The 20,530-nt window shown below is 73.1% G+C and carries 15 protein-coding genes; 3 read left to right on the top strand and 12 right to left on the bottom strand.

Annotation, left to right across the window (positions count from 1 at the left end):
• Positions 1-74 precede the first annotated feature (74 nt).
• Positions 75-1,157, top strand: a complete 1,083-nt coding sequence (gene disA, locus E4622_RS15875; protein ID WP_134741182.1) for a DNA integrity scanning diadenylate cyclase DisA — start codon at positions 75-77, stop codon at positions 1,155-1,157.
• Positions 1,158-1,549: 392 nt separating this feature from the next.
• On the opposite strand, the gene E4622_RS15870 is transcribed toward disA, so the two are convergent.
• The gene (locus E4622_RS15870; RefSeq protein ID WP_134741181.1) at positions 1,550-2,362 is read right to left on the bottom strand and encodes a hypothetical protein; all 813 of its coding nucleotides are present in this window, start codon (positions 2,360-2,362) and stop codon (positions 1,550-1,552) included.
• A 65-nt stretch (positions 2,363-2,427) separates the two neighbouring features.
• Between E4622_RS15870 and E4622_RS15865 the strand changes: the two genes are divergently transcribed.
• The gene (locus tag E4622_RS15865; RefSeq protein WP_134741180.1) at positions 2,428-3,288 is read left to right on the top strand and encodes an A/G-specific adenine glycosylase; all 861 of its coding nucleotides are present in this window, start codon (positions 2,428-2,430) and stop codon (positions 3,286-3,288) included.
• A 78-nt stretch (positions 3,289-3,366) separates the two neighbouring features.
• Here E4622_RS15865 and E4622_RS15860 read toward each other — a convergent pair whose 3' ends face one another.
• The 10 genes from E4622_RS15860 to E4622_RS15815 form a co-directional block, all read right to left on the bottom strand.
• Entirely contained in the window at positions 3,367-5,949 is a 2,583-nt protein-coding gene (locus E4622_RS15860; protein ID WP_134741462.1) for an ATP-dependent Clp protease ATP-binding subunit, read from the bottom strand.
• Between the two features lie 256 nt (positions 5,950-6,205).
• Positions 6,206-6,538 carry an Lsr2 family protein gene (locus E4622_RS15855; RefSeq protein WP_134741179.1) on the bottom strand — a complete coding sequence of 111 codons (333 nt, stop codon included), beginning with the start codon at positions 6,536-6,538 and terminating at the stop codon, positions 6,206-6,208.
• 98 nt (positions 6,539-6,636) lie between these two features.
• Positions 6,637-7,410 (bottom strand): type III pantothenate kinase, encoded by a 774-nt coding sequence (locus tag E4622_RS15850; protein WP_134741178.1) that lies wholly within the window; start codon positions 7,408-7,410, stop codon positions 6,637-6,639.
• Complete coding sequence (gene nadC, locus E4622_RS15845; protein WP_245156057.1) at positions 7,407-8,318, bottom strand: carboxylating nicotinate-nucleotide diphosphorylase; 912 nt, start codon at positions 8,316-8,318, stop codon at positions 7,407-7,409. Before nadC ends, E4622_RS15850 begins: the two co-directional genes overlap by 4 nt.
• Positions 8,315-9,994: an L-aspartate oxidase gene (locus tag E4622_RS15840; RefSeq protein ID WP_134741177.1), complete on the bottom strand. Its 1,680-nt coding sequence runs from the start codon at positions 9,992-9,994 to the stop codon at positions 8,315-8,317. The genes nadC and E4622_RS15840 overlap by 4 nt, the downstream gene beginning before the upstream one ends.
• Positions 9,995-10,003: 9 nt before the next feature.
• Positions 10,004-10,423, bottom strand: a complete 420-nt coding sequence (panD, locus tag E4622_RS15835) for an aspartate 1-decarboxylase (protein ID WP_134741176.1) — start codon at positions 10,421-10,423, stop codon at positions 10,004-10,006.
• Entirely contained in the window at positions 10,423-11,313 is an 891-nt protein-coding gene (panC, locus tag E4622_RS15830; RefSeq protein WP_134741175.1) for a pantoate--beta-alanine ligase, read from the bottom strand. Before panC ends, panD begins: the two co-directional genes overlap by 1 nt.
• A gap of 7 nt (positions 11,314-11,320) precedes the next feature.
• Positions 11,321-12,274 (bottom strand): Rossmann-like and DUF2520 domain-containing protein, encoded by a 954-nt coding sequence (locus tag E4622_RS15825; RefSeq protein WP_134741174.1) that lies wholly within the window; start codon positions 12,272-12,274, stop codon positions 11,321-11,323.
• Positions 12,275-12,430: 156 nt separating this feature from the next.
• A complete protein-coding gene (locus tag E4622_RS15820) occupies positions 12,431-14,134 on the bottom strand; it encodes a glycosyltransferase 61 family protein (RefSeq protein WP_134741173.1) in 1,704 nt (567 codons plus the stop codon).
• The gene (locus tag E4622_RS15815) at positions 14,131-15,300 is read right to left on the bottom strand and encodes a hypothetical protein (protein WP_134741172.1); all 1,170 of its coding nucleotides are present in this window, start codon (positions 15,298-15,300) and stop codon (positions 14,131-14,133) included. Before E4622_RS15815 ends, E4622_RS15820 begins: the two co-directional genes overlap by 4 nt.
• Positions 15,301-15,489: 189 nt before the next feature.
• Between E4622_RS15815 and E4622_RS15810 the strand changes: the two genes are divergently transcribed.
• The gene (locus E4622_RS15810; RefSeq protein ID WP_209021967.1) at positions 15,490-16,914 is read left to right on the top strand and encodes a bifunctional cytidylyltransferase/SDR family oxidoreductase; all 1,425 of its coding nucleotides are present in this window, start codon (positions 15,490-15,492) and stop codon (positions 16,912-16,914) included.
• On the opposite strand, the gene E4622_RS23350 is transcribed toward E4622_RS15810, so the two are convergent.
• Positions 16,911-20,483, bottom strand: a complete 3,573-nt coding sequence (locus tag E4622_RS23350; protein ID WP_134741171.1) for a CDP-glycerol glycerophosphotransferase family protein — start codon at positions 20,481-20,483, stop codon at positions 16,911-16,913. The genes E4622_RS15810 and E4622_RS23350 overlap by 4 nt on opposite strands.
• Positions 20,484-20,530 lie beyond the last annotated feature (47 nt).

The following is a 20,530-nucleotide window of genomic DNA, read 5'->3' as shown; positions in this document are numbered from 1 at the left end:
CTGCAGGTCCGCACACGACGGGTCGACAGGCTCGACCCCCGGGCCTCGACGAGGCCCGACCACCGAGGAGAACCGTGCCGACCGACAGAAGCGACGAGGTGCTGCGCCTGCGGGAGACGCTGGCCTCCATCGCCCCCGGGACCGCCATGCGCGACGGGCTCGAGCGGATCCTTCGCGGCCGCACCGGCGCGCTCATCGTCATGGGCCACGACCGCACCGTCGACTCGATCGCCACCGGCGGCTTCACCCTCGACGTGCCGTTCACCGCCACCGGCCTGCGCGAGCTGGCCAAGATGGACGGCGCGATCATCGTCGACGGCGACCTGAGCCGCATCATGCGCGCCGCGGTCCACCTGATGCCGGACCACACCATCCCCTCGGAGGAGACCGGCACCCGTCACCGCACCGCCGACCGGGTCGCGCGCCAGACCGGCTTCCCGGTGATCTCGGTCTCCCAGTCGATGCAGATCATCGCCGCCTACGTCGGAGAGACCCGCCACGTCCTCGAGGGCTCGGGCCAGATCCTCTCGCGGGCCAACCAGGCCCTCGCGACCCTCGAGCGCTACAAGCTGCGCCTCGACGAGGTCTCCAGCACCCTCTCCGCCCTCGAGATCGAGGACCTGGTCACCGTGCGCGACGTCGCGGTCGTGGCGCAGCGCCTCGAGATGGTCACTCGCATCGCGCGCGAGATCGAGGACTACGTGCTCGAGCTCGGTACCGACGGCCGGCTGCTCTCCCTGCAGCTCGAGGAGCTCGTCACCGGCGTCGACACCGAGCGCGAGCTGGTGATCCGCGACTACGTCACCACCGGGCGGCGCAGCAAGAGCCCTGAGGAGCTGCTCAACAAGCTCGAGGCGCTCTCGGCCACGGAGCTGGTCGACCCCGCCGCGGCGGCCAAGGTGCTCGGCCTCGGCAGCAGCGAGCACCTCGACGGCGCCGTGGCGCCCCGCGGCTACCGCCTGCTCGCCAAGGTCCCCCGCCTGCCCTCGTCGGTCGTCGACCGCCTCGTCGAGCACTTCGGCACCCTGCAGAAGCTCCTCTCCGCCGGCATCGACGACCTCCAGGCCGTCGAGGGCGTGGGCGAGCTGCGCGCCCGCAGCGTCCGCGAGGGCCTCTCCCGCCTCGCCGAGTCCACCATCCTCGAGCGCTACGTCTAGCGGAGCGGGGACGCGCCAGCGGACCCGCTGACGGTGGTCGAGCGAGCCGCGCGGGTGAGGAACGAACCCGCGACCGGCGTGTCGAGACCCAGCCATGGGCGCGGACCAACTGCGCCCGGCGACCTCGGCACCCCCCGATGGTGCTCCCAGCCGCGGTCAGTTTCACCAAGGTATGCAGGGAAGCTGACGCTCCCCACGACTGTCCACCGAGGGAAGTGACATCTCGACGACATCCCTTGGGGAAACGGCGCAGCCGAGGCGAAACAGCCGGGCGGGCTCACCTCCCACGGTGAGCTGTCACTTCCCGTGCGTCGTACACCGAGGGAAGTGACAGCTCAGCGACATACCTTGGGGAAACTGCGCGCGCGACCCACCGCCGCTACAGACCAGCCTCAGCGCCCGTCGCCGGGCTCGACGGCGCCGGACGGCTGCGCGTCGTCGTCGGGCTTGTTGGGCTTGCCGCCACCACCGCCGCCGGTCACCACGGGCCTGCCGCTGGGGGCGACGCTGAGGCCCGAGCCTGGCTTGCTCGCCGGGGTGGCCTTGGCCATCTCGAACTGCGCCTCCGTGGGCTCCCCGCCGAGGGCGGCGGCGGCGATGAAGTAGAAGCCGTCGCGAGCCCACTGGGTCTGGCGGCTGCAGTCCTCGTCGGAGCGGCGGGCGTTCCAGGTCACCGGGAGCACGGTGCTGGTGGCGCGGCGTACGACGACGTCGGCGACCGGGATGGCCTGGGGGCACTGGGCCGAGGACCAGATCGCGTCCTTGCCGGAGCGGACCCGCAGGGTCAGGCTGGTGGGCGAGACGCGCCACGTGCAGGCCTCGGCCACCGTCGTGCGCAGGTCGAGCAGCAGCACGACGTCCCGGCCCTCGACCGCGCCGGTGGCGCTCGGGGTCACCGTGACGTCGGAGTCCTCGCAGCGGCCCTCCGGCTCCGCGAGCACCGGTGCGGCGCTCGTGGTCGGTGCGGTGGGGGTCGGGCGCGGGGTGCGCTTGCGCGTGGCCGACGGGCTCTCGCTGGGCTCGGAGCTCGTCTGGTCGGCGGCGGCCGGCGTGACCGCGTCGTCCTCGCCCGACGAGCCGTCGCTGCCGCCGCCGAGCACCCGGGCGAAGGCGAGGACGAGGACGGCCGCGACGCTGAGCACGACGAGGCGGCGACGCCAGTAGACCGACGCCGGGAGCGGACCACGGGTCAGGGGCGGAGGCATGACAGAACGCTAGTCAGCCGACCGCCCTGGAGCGTGGTGCCACACCGCAGGGACAATGGGGAGGAATGGACCTCCACGAACCCCTGCTGCGCTGGTACGACGAGCACGCCCGCGAGCTGCCCTGGCGCGGCGCCCAGGCGTCGCCCTGGTCGGTCATGGTCTCCGAGCTCATGCTCCAGCAGACGCCGGTGGCCAGGGTCCTGCCGGTGCACGCGCAGTGGCTCGAGCGCTGGCCCTCCCCCGCCGACCTGGCCGCCGAGCCCACCGGCGAGGCGGTGCGCGCCTGGGGCCGGCTCGGCTACCCCCGGCGGGCCCTGCGCCTGCACGCGGCGGCGGTCGCGATCGTGGAGCAGCACGGCGGGGTCGTGCCGGAGTCCTACGACGACCTGATCGCGCTCCCGGGTGTCGGCGACTACACCGCCGCCGCCATCGCGACGTTCGCCTACGGGCGCCGGCACGTGGTGCTGGACACCAACGTGCGACGGGTGCTCGCCCGGACGGTCGGCGGCGTCGAGCTCCCGGGCGCCTCGGTGACCCGCGCCGAGCGGGACACCGCCGCCGAGCTGCTCCCCGACGACGAGCCGACCGCCGCCACCTGGTCGATCGCCCTGATGGAGCTGGGCGCCCTCGTCTGCACCGCGTCAGCCCCGCGCTGCGACGCCTGCCCCGTCGCGGACCTCTGCGCCTGGCGCGCCGCCGGCTACCCGGCGTACGACGGACCCCCGCGCCGGGCGCAGACGTGGGCCGGCACCGACCGGCAGTGCCGCGGCCGCCTGCTGGCCGTGCTGCGCGACAGCGACGGCCCCGTGCCGACGGCCCGGCTGGACGCGGTCTGGTCCGACGACGTGCAGCGCGTGCGCTGCCTGGCCGGGCTGGTCGAGGACCGGCTCGCGGTGCGCACCGACGCCGGGTACGCCCTGCCCTGACCCGACCGGGCCCGGAGACGCAGGAAGCCCCACCGGCGTACCGGTGGGGCTTCCTGGTGGTGCGGGTGTCGCTGGCGCCTACGCCTCGTTCTCGCGCGGCACGTCGACCGGGCCGTCGGAGTCGTCGGGGCCCTCGATGAGGTCACCCTCGGAGAGACCGATCTCGGCCGCCTCGAACGGCGGCAGGTCCGGAAGGACGCCGACCTTCTGGCCCTGGAAGGTGAAGGTCGCGGTCGCGCCCTGGCCCTCCACGTCGACCAGGATGATCTGGCCGGGGCCCACCTCGCCGAAGAGCATCTTCTCGGCCAGGGTGTCCTCGATCTCGCGCTGGATCGTGCGTCGCAGCGGACGCGCGCCCAGCACCGGGTCGAAGCCGCGCTCGGCCAGCAGGTCCTTGGCGGCCTGCGTGAGCTCGAGGCTCATGTCGCGGTCGCGGAGCCGAAGCTCGACGGCGGCGATCATGTTGTCGACCATCGAGATGATCTGGTCCTTCGACAGCGGCGGGAAGACGATGATCTCGTCGACACGGTTGAGGAACTCGGGCCGGAAGTGCTGCTTGAGCTCGTCGGCGACCTTGCTCTTCATCCGCTCGTAGGAGCCGGCCGCGTCGCCGGACTGCTGGAAGCCCAGGTTGACGGCCTTGTTGATGTCGCGGGTTCCGAGGTTGGTCGTCATGATGATGACGGTGTTCTTGAAGTCCACGACCCGGCCCTGCGAGTCGGTCAGGCGACCTTCCTCGAGGATCTGCAGCAGGCTGTTGAAGATGTCCGGGTGGGCCTTCTCGACCTCGTCGAAGAGCACCACGGAGAACGGCTTGCGGCGCACCTTCTCGGTGAGCTGGCCGCCCTCCTCGTAGCCGACGTAGCCCGGAGGCGAGCCGAAGAGCCGCGAGACGGTGTGCTTCTCGCTGAACTCCGACATGTCGAGCTGGATCAGCGCGTCCTCGTCGCCGAAGAGGAACTCCGCCAGCGTCTTGGACAGCCACGTCTTGCCGACGCCGGACGGGCCGGCGAAGATGAACGACCCGCCGGGGCGCTTGGGGTCCTTCAGACCGGCGCGGGTACGGCGGATGGCGCGGGACAGTGCCCGGACGGCCTCCTCCTGGCCGATGACCCGCTTGTGGAGCTCGTCCTCCATCTTGAGCAGCCGCGTGGACTCCTCCTCGGAGAGCTTGACGATCGGGATGCCGGTCGCGACCGCCAGCACCTCGGCGATCAGCTCCTCGTCGACCTCGGCCACCTCGTCCATGTCGCCGGCGCGCCACTGCTTCTCGCGGTCGGCCTTCTTCTGGATGAGCTGCTTCTCCTCGTCGCGCAGACGCGCGGCCGCCTCGAAGTCCTGGCCGTCGATCGCGGCCTCCTTGCGCTGCCGCACCTCGCTGATCTTGTCGTCGTACTCGCGCAGGTCGGCGGGCGCCGTCATCCGGCGGATCCGCAGCCGCGAGCCGGCCTCGTCGATCAGGTCAATCGCCTTGTCGGGCAGGAAGCGGTCGGAGATGTAGCGGTCGGCCAGCGTCGCCGCCGAGACCAGCGCCTCGTCGGTGATCGTGACCCGGTGGTGCGCCTCGTAGCGGTCGCGCAGGCCCTTGAGCATCTCGATCGTGTGCGCGATCGACGGCTCCGCGACCTGGATCGGCTGGAAGCGGCGCTCGAGCGCGGCGTCCTTCTCGAGGTACTTGCGGTACTCGTCGAGGGTGGTCGCGCCGATGGTCTGCAGCTCGCCACGGGCCAGCATCGGCTTGAGGATGCTGGCGGCGTCGATGGCGCCCTCGGCCGCACCGGCACCGACCAGGGTGTGGATCTCGTCGATGAACAGCACGATGTCGCCGCGGGTGCGGATCTCCTTGAGGACCTTCTTCAGGCGCTCCTCGAAGTCACCGCGGTAGCGGGAGCCGGCCACGAGCGCGCCGAGGTCCAGCGTGTAGATCTGCTTGTCCTTGAGCGTCTCGGGGACGCTGCCGCGGACGATGTCCTGCGCGAGGCCGGCCACGATCGTGGTCTTGCCGACGCCGGGCTCGCCGATGAGGACGGGGTTGTTCTTCGTGCGCCGCGACAGGATCTGCATGACCCGCTCGATCTCGGCCTCGCGACCGATGACCGGGTCGAGCTTGCCCTCCCGGGCGTCCTGGGTGAGGTTGCGGCCGAACTGGTCGAGCACCAGCGAGGAGGACGGCGCGTCCCCGGCGGCGCCCTGGGCGGCCGCGGCAGCGGTCGACTCCTTGCCCTGGAATCCCGAGAGCAGCTGGATGACCTGCTGGCGGACCCGGTTGAGGTCGGCGCCGAGCTTCTGCAGCACCTGGGCGGCGACGCCCTCGCCCTCACGGATCAGGCCGAGCAGGATGTGCTCGGTGCCGATGTAGGAGTGGCCCAGCTGCAGCGCCTCGCGCAGGGACAGCTCGAGCACCTTCTTGGCGCGGGGGGTGAAGGGGATGTGACCGCTCGGGGCCTGCTGGCCCTGACCGATGATCTCCTCGACCTGGGCGCGCACCGCCTCGAGGGAGATGTCGAGGCTCTCGAGCGCCTTCGCCGCGACGCCCTCGCCCTCGTGGATGAGGCCGAGCAGGATGTGCTCGGTCCCGATGTAGTTGTGGGAGAGCATGCGGGCCTCTTCTTGGGCCAGCACGACCACCCGGCGGGCTCGGTCTGTAAACCGCTCGAACATGCGCATCGCTCCTGAAGATCAATGGGGCCGGTCCGTCCTGGGTCGGACGACCGGAACATAGAGAACTAACCCCACGGACAGCCTACGCGTTCCCGGTGAGCGCCCAACCGCGTCCGCCCAGAGCGAACACGCGTCCGTGCGGCCGCCCCCGCGGCTGTAACGCGGAGTTATCGGCTCTAGGGCTCCCCTGCAGAGGGGCACCAGAGCGGATAACTCCGCGTTACAGCGGGTCGGGGACGCCGCCGGACGCGTCGGATCAGCTGGCGGAGTCGAAGGCCGAGCGGACGTCGGCGGGGATGCGGCCGCGGTCGGGGACGGTGTAGCCGTTGGAGCGGGCCCAGTCGCGGACCTCGCGGGCGCTCGGACCGTTGGCGGCGGCCGAGCCGGACTTCTTGGCGGCGCGACGGCCGGCGCTGCCGGACTTGCGGGCGTGGCCGACGTAGGGGCTCAGCGCGTCGCGCAGGCCCGCGGCGTTCTTGTCGTTCAGGTCGATCTCGTACGACGTTCCGTCGAGGCCGAAGACCACCGTCTCGGTGGCGTCCGAGCCGTCGATGTCGTCGACGAGAACGATGTTGACCTTTTGCGCCATAACGGGGGACCTCATTCATGGGGGGATATTCGGGCACCCCATCTTGGCATTACCGATGACGAAAAGGGAATTCGAGCTCAACGCACCGAAGCAAAGCCTCAGGTATTGCGCCGGAACACCAATTCCAGGCCGATCAGCGTGAGCCAGGGCGAATGGTCGGTAAAGCACCGGCAGACCTCCAGCACCAACGGCGCCAGATATCCGGTGGCGACGACGCGGACCTCCTGGGGCGTCAGCCCGAGCTCGGCGGTCATCCGCTCGACGATGCCCTCCACCTGGCTGGCCACGCCGAACACCATCCCCGACTGCAGCGCCTCCACGGTGTTCTTGGCGATGACCGAGCGCGGCCGCTGCAGCTCGACCATGCGCAGCTGGGCCCCACGGCGGCCGAGTGCCTCGAGCGAGATCTCGATGCCGGGAGCGATCGCGCCGCCGACGTACTGGCCGGCCGCGGTGACCACGTCGAAGGTGGTCGCCGTGCCGCCGAAGTCGACCACGATCGCCGGTCCCCCATAAACCGTCGCGGCCGCGAGCGCATTGATTATCCGGTCCGACCCGACTTCGCGCGGATTGTCCATCAGCACGGGCACGCCGGTGCGCACCCCGGGCTCCACGACGACGTAGGGGACGTCCGCGAAGTGGCGCGGCAGCATGTCGCGCCACTCGTGCAGGACGGCCGGCACGGTGGAGCACACGACGATGCCGTCGACCTCGGTCAGCGCATCGCCCAGCAGCCCGCGCAGCATGACGGCCCACTCGTCGGAGGTACGCCGCTCGTCGGTCGAGACCCGCCACTCGGCGCTCACCACGCCGTCGGCCACGAGGCCGAGGACGGTGTGGGCGTTGCCGATGTCGGCGGCGAGCAGGGTCATCGGTCCTGCAGGTCCATCCCGATGTCGAAGACCTTGACCGAGTGGGTCAGCGCACCGACCGAGATGAAGTCCACCCCGGTGAGCGCGACCTCCCGGGCCCGCTCCAGCGTGAGCCCGCCGGAGGCCTCCAGCGTGGCCCGGCCCTCGGTGAGCCGGACCGCCTCGGCCATGGTCTCGGTCATCATGTTGTCGAGCAGGATCTCGGTGCAGCCGACCTCCAGCAGCTCGCGCAGCTGGTCGAGGTCGGTGACCTCCACCTCCACCCTCAGGTCGGGGTACGCCGCCCGCACGGCCTGGTAGGCCGGGACGACCCCGCCGGCGGCGACCACGTGGTTGTCCTTGACCATCGCGCGGTCCGAGAGGCTGAACCGGTGGTTGACGCCTCCGCCGCACCGCACGGCGTACTTCTGCAGCGCCCGGTGGCGCGGGAGCGTCTTGCGGGTGTCGAGCACCTGCGCGCGCGTGCCCTCCAGCGCCGCCACCCAGTGCGAGGTCGCGGTGGCGACGCCCGACAGGTGGCTGGCGAAGTTGAGCGCCGTGCGCTCGGCCGTGAGCAGGCCGCGCGTCGGTCCGGCCACGCGCATCACGACGTCCCCGGGCGCGACGACCGCGCCGTCGGGGAGCCGGTCGGTGATCTCGACGTCCGCCATGACGTAGTGGAAGACCAGGGCGGCCACCGTCAGGCCGGCCACGACTCCGGGCTCGCGCGCGGCGAAGTCGGCGACCCCGCGGGCCTCGGCGGGGATAGTCGCGGCGCTGGTGACGTCCTCGCCGCCCTCGCCCTCGGGCAGGTCCTCGTCGAGGGCTGCGGCGATCGCCGCGTGCACGGCGGGCCCGTCGAGCCCGGCCAGGTCCAGCTCCTGGCGCAGCAGGTCGGGCATCTCGTCGTACGGCGTGCGGGCGATCATGACGCTCCTCCATCGCTTGCGGGCTCGGGTCGGAAGGTCAGCACCGAGGAGCCGTCCTCGAAGACGGTGTCGAAGTGGCCCGCCCAGCGGGCGTCGTCGCGCTCGGGGAAGTCCTCACGCCAGTGGGAGCCGCGGGTCTCCTCGCGCAGCATCGCCGCAGCCGCCAGGGCGGCGCTGATCGTGAGCAGGTTGGTGGTCTCCCACGACGCCAGGTCGACGGCGTCGGCCGGCGTCCCCGCGAGCTTGTCCAGCAGCCCGGTGGCGTCGGCGAGCCCCGCGGCGGTGCGCAGGACCCCCACCTTGGACGTCATGACCTCCTGCAGCTCGGTGCGTACGCCGCCGGGCACGAGCCCCGCCGGCCGCTGGTCGGCCACGGGGTCGGCCCACGGGCGCAGCTCGCCGGGCAGCACGGTCGCGATGCGGCGGGAGAACACCAGACCCTCCAGCAGCGAGTTGGAGGCCAGCCGGTTGGCGCCGTGCACGCCCGAGCAGGCGACCTCGCCGGTGGCGTAGAGCCCGGGCACGCCGGAGCGTCCGTGCAGGTCGGTGCGCACCCCGCCCGAGGCGTAGTGGCACGCGGGCGCGACCGGGATCAGGTCGGTCACGGGGTCGACGCCGTGCGAGCGGGCGGTGGCCAGGATGGTCGGGAACCGCTTCGCCCAAAAGGCTTCACCGAGATGGCGGGCGTCGAGCCACATGTGCGGCTGCCCGGTCTCGAGCATCCGCTTCATGATCGCCTTGGCGACGACGTCGCGCGGGGCGAGGTCCTCGAGCGGGTGCACGCCCTTCATCAGCCGGTCGCCCTCGAAGTCGACGAGGAAGGCGCCCTCGCCGCGGACGGCCTCGGAGATCAGGGGCTGCTGGCCGTGGGAGTCGGCGCCGAGGTACATCACCGTCGGGTGGAACTGCACGAACTCCAGGTCGCGCAGCGTCGCTCCCGCGCGCAGCGCCAGCGCCATGCCGTCGCCGGTGGAGACCGAGGGGTTGGTGGTCTGGCTGAAGACCTGGCCCAGCCCACCGCTGGCGAGCACGACCGCCCGGCAGTGCACGGCGCCGACGCCGTCGCGCTGGCCCTCCCCCATGACGTGCAGGGTCACGCCCGCGACGCCGCCGTCCTCGGCGAGCAGGAGGTCGACGGCCAGCGCGTGCTGGACGACCTCGATCTCGGGCGCGGCGGCGACCGCCTCGATCAGCGCGCGCTGGATCTCCGCACCGGTGGCGTCACCGCCGGCGTGCGCGATCCGGTCGCGGTGGTGGCCGCCCTCGCGGGTCAGCGAGATCAGGCCGTCGGCGTCGTGGTCGAAGTTGGTGCCGAGAGCGATGAGCTCGCGCACGGCCTCGGGGCCCTCGTTGACCAGGATCCGCACGGCCTCGGGGTCGCAGGCGCCGGCGCCCGCGACGAGGGTGTCGAGCTCGTGCTCCTCGGGGGTGTCCCCCTCGCCCAGCGCGGCCGCGATCCCGCCCTGCGCCCACTGCGTCGAGCCGGCGGCCAGGACGTCCTTGGTGACGACCAGGACCTTGTCGACGTGGTCCTTGAGCCGCAGCGCGGCCGTGAGCCCGGCGATGCCGGAGCCGATCACGACGACGTCGGAGCGCGTGGTCCAGCCCGGGTCGGGCGCGGAGAGGCGCGCAGGCACCCGGCGTACGGGCGGGTCGAACGAGCGCTCCGAAGGCATCCGCCGAGGCTAGCGGGTGGTCGTGGTGTCGCCGCGGACGAGCCCGGGGTCCCCGAAGGTCTCGGCCGGGTCGAAGCCGGTGGCCAGGATCTTGTTGTCGGCGTCGACGAACACCACGTGCGGCTTGAGCTCGCGCGCCTCGGCGGTCTCCATCTGGCCGTACCCGATGAGGATCACGACGTCGCCGGGGTGGACCAGCCGGGCCGCGGCGCCGTTGATGCCGATCACGCCGCTGCCGCGCTCGCCGGCGATCGTGTAGGTCTCGATCCGGGCGCCGTTGGTGACGTCGACGATGTGCACCAGCTCGCCCACCAGCAGGTCGGCGGCGTCGAGCAGGTCCTCGTCCACCGTGACCGACCCGACGTAGTGCAGGTCGGCCTGGGTCACCGTGGCGCGGTGGATCTTGCTCTTCATCATGGTCCGCAGCATCAGCTGCTCCCTTCGGAGGTGCCGGCGGTCCCGATGACCAGCGGCATGTTGTCGATGAGGCGGGTGGCGCCGAGGCGGGCGGCGACGAGCATGCGCGCCTCGGTGCCGGGCGCGACGTGGTCGGGCAGGTCGCCGAGCTCGGGGGTGGTGAGCACGAGGTAGTCGAGGTCGACGGTCTTGGCCGTGCGCAGCTCGGCGCGCGCCGCGGCGAGCGCCGCCGAGGCGCCGTACGTCGCCTCGGCGCGCGCGGCCAGCAGCGCCCGGCTCAGCACGACCGCCTCCTGGCGCTGCTCGGGGTCGAGGTAGCGGTTGCGGCTGGACAGCGCCAGGCCGTCGGCCTCGCGCTCGGTCTCGGCGCCCAGCACCTCGACGCCCTGGCAGAGGTCGGCGACCATGCGGCGGACGAGGGCGAGCTGCTGGTAGTCCTTCTGGCCGAAGACCGCCACGTCGGGGCGCACGAGCCCGAAGAGCTTGGCGACCACGGTCAGCACGCCGCGGAAGTGCGTGGGCCGGATCCGGCCCTCGAGCGTCTCGGCGAGCGGGCCCGGGTCGACGGTCACCTGCGGGTCTCCGCCCGGGTAGACCTCCTCGACGGACGGCGCGAAGACCGCATCGACGCCCTCGTGCGCGCAGACGTCGAGGTCGTCGTCCAGGGTGCGTGGGTAGCGGTCGAGGTCCTCCCCGGCGCCGAACTGCATCGGGTTGACGAAGATCGAGACGACCACCGGTCCGTCGGCCACCGCCTCGCGCGCGACCCGCATCAGGCTGGCGTGCCCCTCGTGCAGCGCCCCCATGGTGGGCACGAGCCCCACGCGGGCGCCCTCGGCGCGCGCGGGCGCCAGGAGCGCCGCGAGCTGGGCGCGCGTGGTCACGACGACAGGCCTGGTCATGGTGGGCTCAGCGCGCGTCGCGCAGGTAGAGCGGGCGCGCCGTGCTGTCGGCGAGCGCCTCGTCGAGCAGCTGGTTGATCTTGAGGGCGCGGATCGGCAGCAGGCGGCCATCGGTGACGGCGCGGCTCAGCGTCGCGCGGCCGAGGGCGACGTAGGACGGCAGGGTCTGCGGCGCCTTGAGCGCGATCTCCTGGAGGTGGGCCTCGACGGTGCCGGCGTCGCCGCGCACGATCGGTCCGGTGAGCGCGGCGTCACCCTGGTCGAGCGCGTTGTCGAGCGCCGCGGTGAGCAGCGGGCGCAGCGTGGCCGCCGGGTCGTCGCCGCCGGCGGCGGTCAGCATCTCCATCGCCTCCGTCACGAGCGTGACGAGGTGGTTGGCGCCGTGGGCGAGCGCCGCGTGGTAGAGCGTGCGGCTCTCCTCGGGCACCCACATCGCGCGGCCCCCGAGCTCGGCGACCAGCGACTCGGCGAAGCCGCGCTCCTCGGCGCCGGCGGTGAGGCCGAAGACGCAGCCGTCGAGCCGGTCGAGGTCGAGCGCGGTGCCGGTGAAGGTCATCGCGGGGTGCATCGCCACCACGCGGGCGCCCACGGCGGCCGCGGGCGCGAGGACGGCCAGCCCGTGGCGGCCCGAGGTGTGGACGACGTACTGGCCCTCGCGGATCGCGCCGCTGGCGCTGAGCACCGCGACGACGTTGGGCAGCATGTCGTCGGGCACGGTGAGCAGCAGCACGTCGGCAGCGCGCGCGACCGCGCTCGGCTTGTCGGTGCGGACGCCGGGCAGCAGCGCGGCGATGCGCTGGCTGGAGGCGTCGGACTCGCCGGCGACCGAGGCGACCTCGTGGCCGGCGGCGCGGAGGCGGGCCGCGAGGACGGAGCCGACGCGGCCGGCGCCGATGACGCCGACGGTCGGTGCCGAGGCGTGCGCCGCGGGGTCGTGCGTGCGCCCGGAGGGGACGGCCATTTGCTGCTCCACATCTGTCGTTCCAATCCCTCCGACCACTCCGTCAGCGACGGAGCCGGTGTGGGTACCGGACGGTGATACCGATGCCTGCTCCTCCGAGGCTACGTCCGCCGGCCGCCCCAGGGAACAGCGGTGCCTGTGACCTGGACGACAGGCTCAGGGCAGCTCGTCGAGGATCGCGCGCAGGAACGGGCCCTCGCGCTCGTGGTCGAAGGTGTAGCTGACCTGCACCTTCTTGCCCGGCACCCGCGAGAACACCCCGTCGAGCCGGTGGCCGTGGACGGCGGCCATGAGGTACTCGTTGCGCATCGTGTAGGACGCGGCGCCGACCATGATCACGTGCGTCGGCTCGGTCACGAACGCCATCTGGAACAGCCCGCTGCCGGCGTAGCCCGCGATCACCTCGGCGGCGCGGAAGAGGCGGACCTGCTCGCCCAGCGAGTAGTCCTCAGGATAGACCGGCTGGAAGCCGTACTCGGCGAAGATCGCCTCGACCTCGGCGCCGTTGGTGCACGAGCGCTTGTCGGTGCGGCGCGACACGAAGAAGCGACGCGGCCAGTCCTGGTCCTCGGCGCCGTCGGCGAGGCGGTCGCCCACCTCGCGCCAGGTCTGGGCGATGGCCGGGTGGACGTACTCGGGATGGCTGAACATCGGGGTGCCCGAGATCAGCCGCTCAACGCGCACCGGGCCGTCGGCGACCACCACCCGGTCACGCGGGATCCCGCACGCCTCGTAGAGCTCCAGCTCGTACTCCAGCGGCCGCGGGCGCTTCTTGGTCGTCCCGACGAGGACCCGCGCCTCCGGGTCGAGCTCGAGGGCCAGCGGCCAGCTCCAGACCCGCGAGAGGCTCTCGGTGAGCAGGTGGCCGAAGTGGCCGCGGAACTCGTTGTCGAGGTGCAGGTAGGTGCCGGCCAGGACCGGCGGCTCCTCCTGCAGCGGGGTCCGGCGCCGAGCGAAGAGGGGCCCGTGGTCGACGAGCTGGGTGTGCTCGAGCACCGGCCACTGGTTGTGCCGGAACGTCTCGGGCAGCAGCAGCCGGTCCCAGACCATCATCTGGCGCGGGAAGACGACCACGTCGCGGTAGTCGCGCAGGCTGATCGTCGCCTCGTTGATGGGTCGGTGCATCGGCGGGTCGCGGGGGTCGGGCCCCTCGCGCCCGGCGGGCGCGGGCGGCGGCGGCTCCGCGGGGATCGTGCGCAGCAGCCGGTGCGGGGTGGGGGCGAGCCCCAGGTAGGTGTCGAGCTCGCCCTCACGCAGCTTGACGTAGACGTCCGGCAGGTCGTGGCTGAGCAGGAGGTCGGCGGCCACCACCCGCCGGGTGACGTGCTTGTCGAGGGACAGCCGGAAGTCCGCCAGGCGCAGCTTGTCCTTGCGCGGCCCCCGCGGCACCGGGCCCGACGGGTCCAGCAGCTGGCCCAGCGGCCCGGGGTGGTCGCCCAGCTCGGGGGCGCCGTCCGGCACGACGTAGGTGCCCTCGGGCCGCAGGTGGAAGAACGTGGCCTCGAACCGGTCCCGGCGACCCTCCGGCACGACGCGGTCCAGGATGACGTCGTAGGGACCGGCCGCGGCCATCGCGACGTGCCGCTCGCTGCCCCCGGTGACGACCTCGGTCACGCTCGCCCGGGGCGAGCCGGCCCGGACCGCCGCGACGAGGCGCGGGTCGGCAGGCCCGAGCACGGCGATCGTGGCGTCGTCGCGGTCGCGTGCGGCGGCGACGAGCCCGGCCAGCTCGCGGTAGCGCCGGTGCGGGAAGCGGGTCCGCAGGCCCGCCCGGACGCGACGGGCGCCGGCGACCGCACGACCGAGCCCCGGCACCTGCGCGGCGCGACGCACCAGCCCGGAGACGGGTCGCGCGCTCATGCCCGCCGCCCGATGCGGCCGCGGACCCGGCGCCCCACCTCGCGCAGCAGCTCCCTGCCCGAGGTCCCCTCGAGCGTGGCGGCGGTGGCGGGGTCGTGCTCCAGCCCCGAGGCGAAGAGGATCTCGGCGATGCGGCCGGCCGAGGCGACGCTGACCGTCTCGGGCGGCGTCGTGTCGTCGGGGTGGTCCTCGGGGTCGACCAGCAGGTTGGCGAGGTCGCCGATCACGCGGGCGTCGGACGCCTCGACGGCCTCGATCCACCCCTCGACGTACTCGTTGGCCCGGCGGGCGGCCCAGCGCGGCGTGCGGATCGGGTACGGCGCCAGGCCGGTCAGCTCGCGCAGCGCCAGCTGGCCGGGGCCGCCGACGGTGTACATCCAGGTGGCGTGGTCGCCGCCGCCCTCGGTGTAGGCGAGGTTGAAGTGGCGGACCATCTCCGCCTCGGGGTAGGGCAGCGAGGCGTTGTCGAGGTCCTGCAGCAGCAGGGTGCCCTCCGGGACGCCCATGAGGCCCTCGAAGACGCGCAGGTTGAAGAGCCGGTCGGAGGGCTCGCCCACGACGAACGTGATGCGGTCCTCGCCGAAGACCGGCCCCCACTCCTGGAGGACCCGGCGCAGGCTGAGCCGGTGCAGCTCGGGCATGACCCGGGTCCACGTCACGTGGGTGGTCCCGTCGAGGTCGACCGCGTCGAAGTGACGGTGGAGCCAGACGTCGAGCGGGTCGGTGCCGCGCCGGCGCAGCACCTCCTGCCACTGCGAGGCCAGGAGCGGCGCGAGGGCGCGCAGGGTGAGCACGACGTGCACCTCGTGGCCGTCGCGACGCAGCTGGTCGGCGAGGTAGCGCACGCGCTCGGGGCCGGCCTGGGTCAGCGTCTCGCTCGACCAGATCGTGCAGCGGTCGGTCGAGGTCCGGAAGCGCTCGGACAGCTGCTGCCAGCGGGTGGCGAAGGGCTCGGTGTCCCAGTAGGGCGGCAGGGTGCCGGCCGCGGTCAGCGCGACCCGCATGTCGTGGCGGCCGCGGGAGACGTTGCGGACGCCGAGCTCACGCAGCTGCGGCCGCGCGTCGAAGAGCGCCGCCTGCAAGGCGGTCGTGCCCGTCTTCGGCATGCCGACGTGGAGCAGCCCCGCTCCGTCCGGCAGTGCTGTCGCCGTGCCCGATGAGCGCATTCGACCCGTCAACTCCTTGATCCGCCTCCACCCGACGACCTTCTCGGGGCGCTCAGACCCTATCCCGGTGGCCGCCGCCGATCCGACCGCCGCCCGGGCCCCGTTGTAGTCTCGACGCGCCTCGGCCCCTGGCCGAACCTCCCGCAGCACCCCCCCCGCCGAACACCGAAGGGCACCAGTGATCCGCTCGTGAAGAACGTCGCCGTGCTGCTGGCCGGAGGGGTCGGCGTCCGCGTCGGGCTCGACGTCCCCAAGCAGCTGATCAAGATCGCCGGCCGACCGATCATGGAGCACACGCTCGCGATCCTGGACGCCCACGAGGACGTCGACGAGGTGCTGGTCCTGATGACCCCGGGCCACCTCGACGCCGTGCACGCCATGGTGCGCTCCGGCGGCTACGAGAAGGTCACCGCCGTGCTCGAGGGCGCCGACACCCGCAACGAGACGACGCGCCGGGCGCTCGACGCCCTGGGCGAGGACGACTGCCACGTCCTGCTGCACGACGCCGTGCGGCCGCTGCTCAGCCCGCGCATCATCAGCGACTGCTTCCAGGCCCTCACCCGCTACGACGCGGTCGACGTGGCCATCCCGTCGGCCGACACGATCATCGAGGTCGGCCCGGACGACACGATCAAGGACATCCCGCCGCGGGCGGCCCTGCGACGCGGCCAGACCCCGCAGGCGTTCCGCGCCTCGGTGCTGAAGGACGCCTACGCCAAGGCCGCGCTCGACCCCCACTTCGAGGCCACCGACGACTGCACGGTGGTGCTGCGCTACCGGCCCGACGTCCCCATCTCGGTGGTCCCCGGCGACGAGCGCAACATGAAGGTCACCGAGCCCATCGACCTCTACCTCGCCGACAAGCTCTTCCAGCTGACCCAGACCGACCTGCCGCCGACCCGGGAGCCGGAGGCCTACCGCGAGGCCCTGGCCGGCAAGGTGATGGTCGTCTTCGGCGGCAGCTACGGCATCGGCGCCGACCTCGCCGGCCTGGCCCGCGAGATGGGCGCGGAGGTGGTCACCTTCAGCCGCTCCTCGACCGGCACCCACGTCGAGCGTCGCGAGGACGTCGCGGAGGCGGCCCGCCAGGTCGTGGCCGAGCACGGCCGGGTCGACTACGTCGTCAACACCGCCGGGGTCCTGCCTCGCGGCAGCCTGATGGACACCAGCGACGAGACGATCTGGGCGGCCACCGAGATCAACTACATCGCCCCGATCCTCATCGCCCAGGAGTTCTTCCCGCTCCTGAGGCAGACCCGCGGCAGCCTGCTGCTCTTCACGTCCAGCTCCTACACGCGCGGTCGCAGCGGCTACAGCCTCTACTCCTCGGCCAAGGCCGCCACCGTCAACCTCACCCAGGCGCTCGCCGACGAGTGGGCCGCCGACCACGTCCGGGTCAACTGCGTCAACCCCGAGCGCACCGGCACCCCCATGCGGACCAAGGCGTTCGGCGAGGAGCCGGCCGGCAGCCTGCTGGAGTCCTCCGTCGTCGCGCGCGCCTCGCTGGACACCCTGCTCTCCAGCGGCACCGGCCACGTCATCGACCTGCGGCGCGAGGACCCGATCGCGGTCGCGATGCACCAGACGGCGTACGACGACGAGCCGGAGGGCTAGCCCCAGAACGCCTGGACCACGCGCTCGGCGCTGTGGCCGTCCTGGAGGTAGTTGTAGGTGCGGTGGAACAGCTCCTGCTGGGCGGCGTACTCGCGCTGCAGCTCGGGCAGGCGACGCAGCCAGGCGATGACCTCGTCGGCGGTGTCGACCAGGGGGCCGGGCGCGGAGTCCTCGAAGGGGTAGAGGAAGCCGCGGACGCCGCCGGAGTAGGTCGCCAGGTCGGGCACCAGGAAGATCATCGGCCGCCCGGTCAGCGCGAAGTCGAAGCGCAGCGAGGAGTAGTCGAGGACCGCGGCGTCGGAGGCCAGGACCAGGTCGTTGATCTCCGGGTGACCGGAGACGTCGATCATCCGTGCCGACCCCGCGTCCCGCGGCTCGGGACGCTGGTGGAAGCGGTGCCCGCGCATCAGCAGCACGTAGTCGGGACCCAACCGCCGGCTGGCCGCCTCGACGTCGAGGTGGGCCACGAGCTCGGCGTTGCGCCAGTTGGTGGCGAGGTCGTCGCGCCAGGTCGGGGCGTAGAGCACGGCGGTCTGGTCCGGGGAGATCCCGAGCCGGGCGCGCGTGGCCGCACGGACCTCGTCGCCGCCGGGCGCCACGAGGGCGTCGTCGCGGGGATAGCCGGAGCTGTGGATCTCCCCGTCGTAGCGGTACTCGCGGCGGTAGTGCTCGTCCATCTCCGGCGCGGGGGTCAGGATCAGGTCCCAGTCACGCGACGTGCGGTCCAGCTCCAGCTGGACCCGGCGCGGCGGGTAGCCCTTCGCCTCCCACATGCGGATGCCCATCGACTTGGCCGGGTAGCCGTGGAAGGTCTGCAGCACCCGCTGTCCGGGACGCTTGGCGAACCACCGGTCGAAGTCGATGTTGAGGCACAGGTGGCCGGCGGTGGCGAGCACCTCGTACCACTCGCGGGAGCCCATCAGCACGGGCTCGGCACCGTCGGGCACCCAGGAGGCGGCGTCGGCGACACCCCAGCGGACCCGCAGGTGCGGGTGGCGCCGGCGCAGCTCGTGGAAGATCGCCAGCTGGCTGTCGGTGGCGGAGGCGCCGCTGTAGGACTGCAGGTAGACCAGGTCGGGGTCGACGGGCAGGTCGGTCTCGCGGGCCCAGCGCTGCAGGGAGGCCTGGGCGAACTGGCCACGCTCGTCGTCACGCAGCGCCGGGAGCAGCTGGACGGCGACCTCGGAGCCGTTGCGCGCCGGGCGGAACCGGTAGCCGTGGGCCACGGTGAAGTCCAGCAGCCGGTCGACCAGCTCGGCCCCCGGCAGCACCCGCGCCGACGGCGACGCGCCTCGGAGCTCGAGCTGGTAGCGCCCGCCCGGGACCAACCTCTCGCCGAGGCCCCAGGCGTCGGTGAGCAGCGGTACGTCGGCACGGACCCGGCCGTCCGCGGAGCCGTCGGGCAGGACGTCGGCGACCTGGTGGGTCCCGGCCCCGACGAGCGCCAGCCGGGCGGACGGCGGGGCCGTGCCCAGCCAGTGGCCGACGACCTCGAGGCGTCCCGGCCCGAGGTCCAGGCGCTCCACGACCAGCGCTCCCTCGGTCTCCAGGACGTCGACGTCGCCGGTGGCCGAGCGGGCCAGCACGACGGAGCCGGAGCCGACCCACGGCCCCTCGTGGGTCCAGGCGACCGCGACCTCCTCGTTGCCGGCGGTGAGCGCGGTGACGTCCCACCGGACGTGGGCCCGTCCCGACCACGGCTCGGGGACCTTGAGGTCGAAGCGGAGCAGGTCGCCGTCGCGGGTGAGCGGCGCGCGGCCCGCGATGCTGCCCATCTGCACTCGCAGCGTGCGCAGCTCCTGGGCCCCGGGGCGCAGGGCGCCGCGGACCCGGCGGCCGGTGACGGTGGCCTCCACGAGCCACGGACCCGCCACCGTGCGGGCCTCGACGGTGATGCCCAGGGCGCCCTTGCGGACCAGCCCCACCCGGAGGTCGCCCTGCAGGCGCGGCGCGAGGTGCTCGGAGGCGACCAGCGCCGCCGAGCCCCGGTCGTCGACGCGGGTGATCGTGCCGGTGCGGGTCAGCCCCTGGGTGGCCAGCCGGACCTCCAGGCGCCACGGCACCTCGGACCGGCCCTCGGCGAGGGCGGCTCGCGACTCCTCGGCCAAGGCCGCGGCGTCCACCTCGGCGACCAGCGCGCCGTGGCTGACGTCCTGGTAGCTGCGGCGCTCGGTCTGGTTGGCACCCGGGTCGACGTACTGGCGCACGGGCACCGCCAGGCGGCCGCCGCCGGGGCGCACGAGGTCGACCGACACCTCGGGGGGCTCAGGGAGGCCGACGTGGTCGACGTAGGCCAGCAGCTCGAGCTCGAGCCGGTCCGGCGCCGCCCAGCGCACCCCGCGCAGGTCCACCACGAGGGGCGTCTCGGCCTCGGTCATGACGTAGCAGTCGTCCGGGACCCCGACCTCGGGGTCGCCGCGGAACGGCAGGTCGGCCACGACGCGCCCGTCGACGACCGAGGTCGGGCGGCTGCCCCGCTCGAAGAGTCGCGACACCACCAGCTCCTCGAGCCGGGCACGGCGGTCGTGGCGGAGCAGCCAGAGCTTGACCCGGGACTCGGCACCCAGCGAGGCCCACGTGGCCTCGCCCGCCGCGTCCAGAAGCAGCTCAAGGTGGTCGCGCAGGCGGCGCCACTGGTCGTCGTCGGCGCGCTCCACGTCGTCGATGAACGGCTGGATCGCGGTGTCGAGCACGCCCCACAGCCACCAGTCGCGCGCGTCCGGGTGGGCGACGCGGTTGAGCTGGGCCCAGGTGCGCTCGTGGTCCAGCAGCCAGGCGTCGAGCTGCGCGAGGACGTCCGGCATGGAGCCGACGCTCACACCGTCGCGACGGTTGGTCGGCACGTAGGTCTCGTCGGCCAGCAGGTCGAAGGTGCGGGCCCGGACGTAGGAGGCGAGCGCCACGTCCTCGCCGCTGGGCCGCTCGGCGGTGAACGCCAGTCCGGACTCGCGCCAGAAGGACTGGCGGAACATCCGGTTGCCCAGGCCGAGGTCGGTGACGGCGACCGGGTTGGCCGCCAGCTCGGTGCCGAGCTGGGTCACCTCGTGCGCGGCGCCGAACGGGGAGTCGACGCGGGCCCCCGGGGCGAGGGGCACCTGCATGCGGCCGACCGCGAGGTCCGACCCGGACCGCTCGAGCGCGTTGACGAGGCGGCCGATGCCGAACGGCAGCATCGTGTCGCCGCCGCCGACGAAGAGGAGGTAGGTGCCGCGGGCGGCGCGGGCACCGGCGTGCCGGGCCTCGGCGACGTCGGCCGCGGTGTGCCGCGCCACCACGATGCGCCAGTCGGCGTCGGCGTGCTCGCGGGCCACGCGGCGTACCTCGGTGGCAGGGCCCCAGGGCTGGACCCGCACCTCGAGGTTGCGGTGGACCGAGGCGCGCAGGCTGTCGAGGCAGGCGCCGATGCGGGTGGTGTCCGCGTCGCTCACGGGCAGCACGACGGTCACGCGGGGGCCGGTGTAGGCGGGTCGGAAGCGGTGGCTGGCGCGGCCCAGGGGTCCGCGGACGCCGCGGGGCGTCATCTTCGCCACCCGGCGTGCGGTGTCGGTCACTCGCTGGCGCGCGCGCACTCAGCCCCTCCTTCCGTGGGGTAGGACGACCGCGACCCGGCTCGCCG

It is taken from the genome of Nocardioides sp. 503 (assembly GCF_004522095.1).
Classification (GTDB): Bacteria; Actinomycetota; Actinomycetes; order Propionibacteriales; family Nocardioidaceae; genus Nocardioides.
Note: the sequence above shows the minus strand (reverse complement) of the source record. Positions and strands in the feature narration are given on the sequence as shown.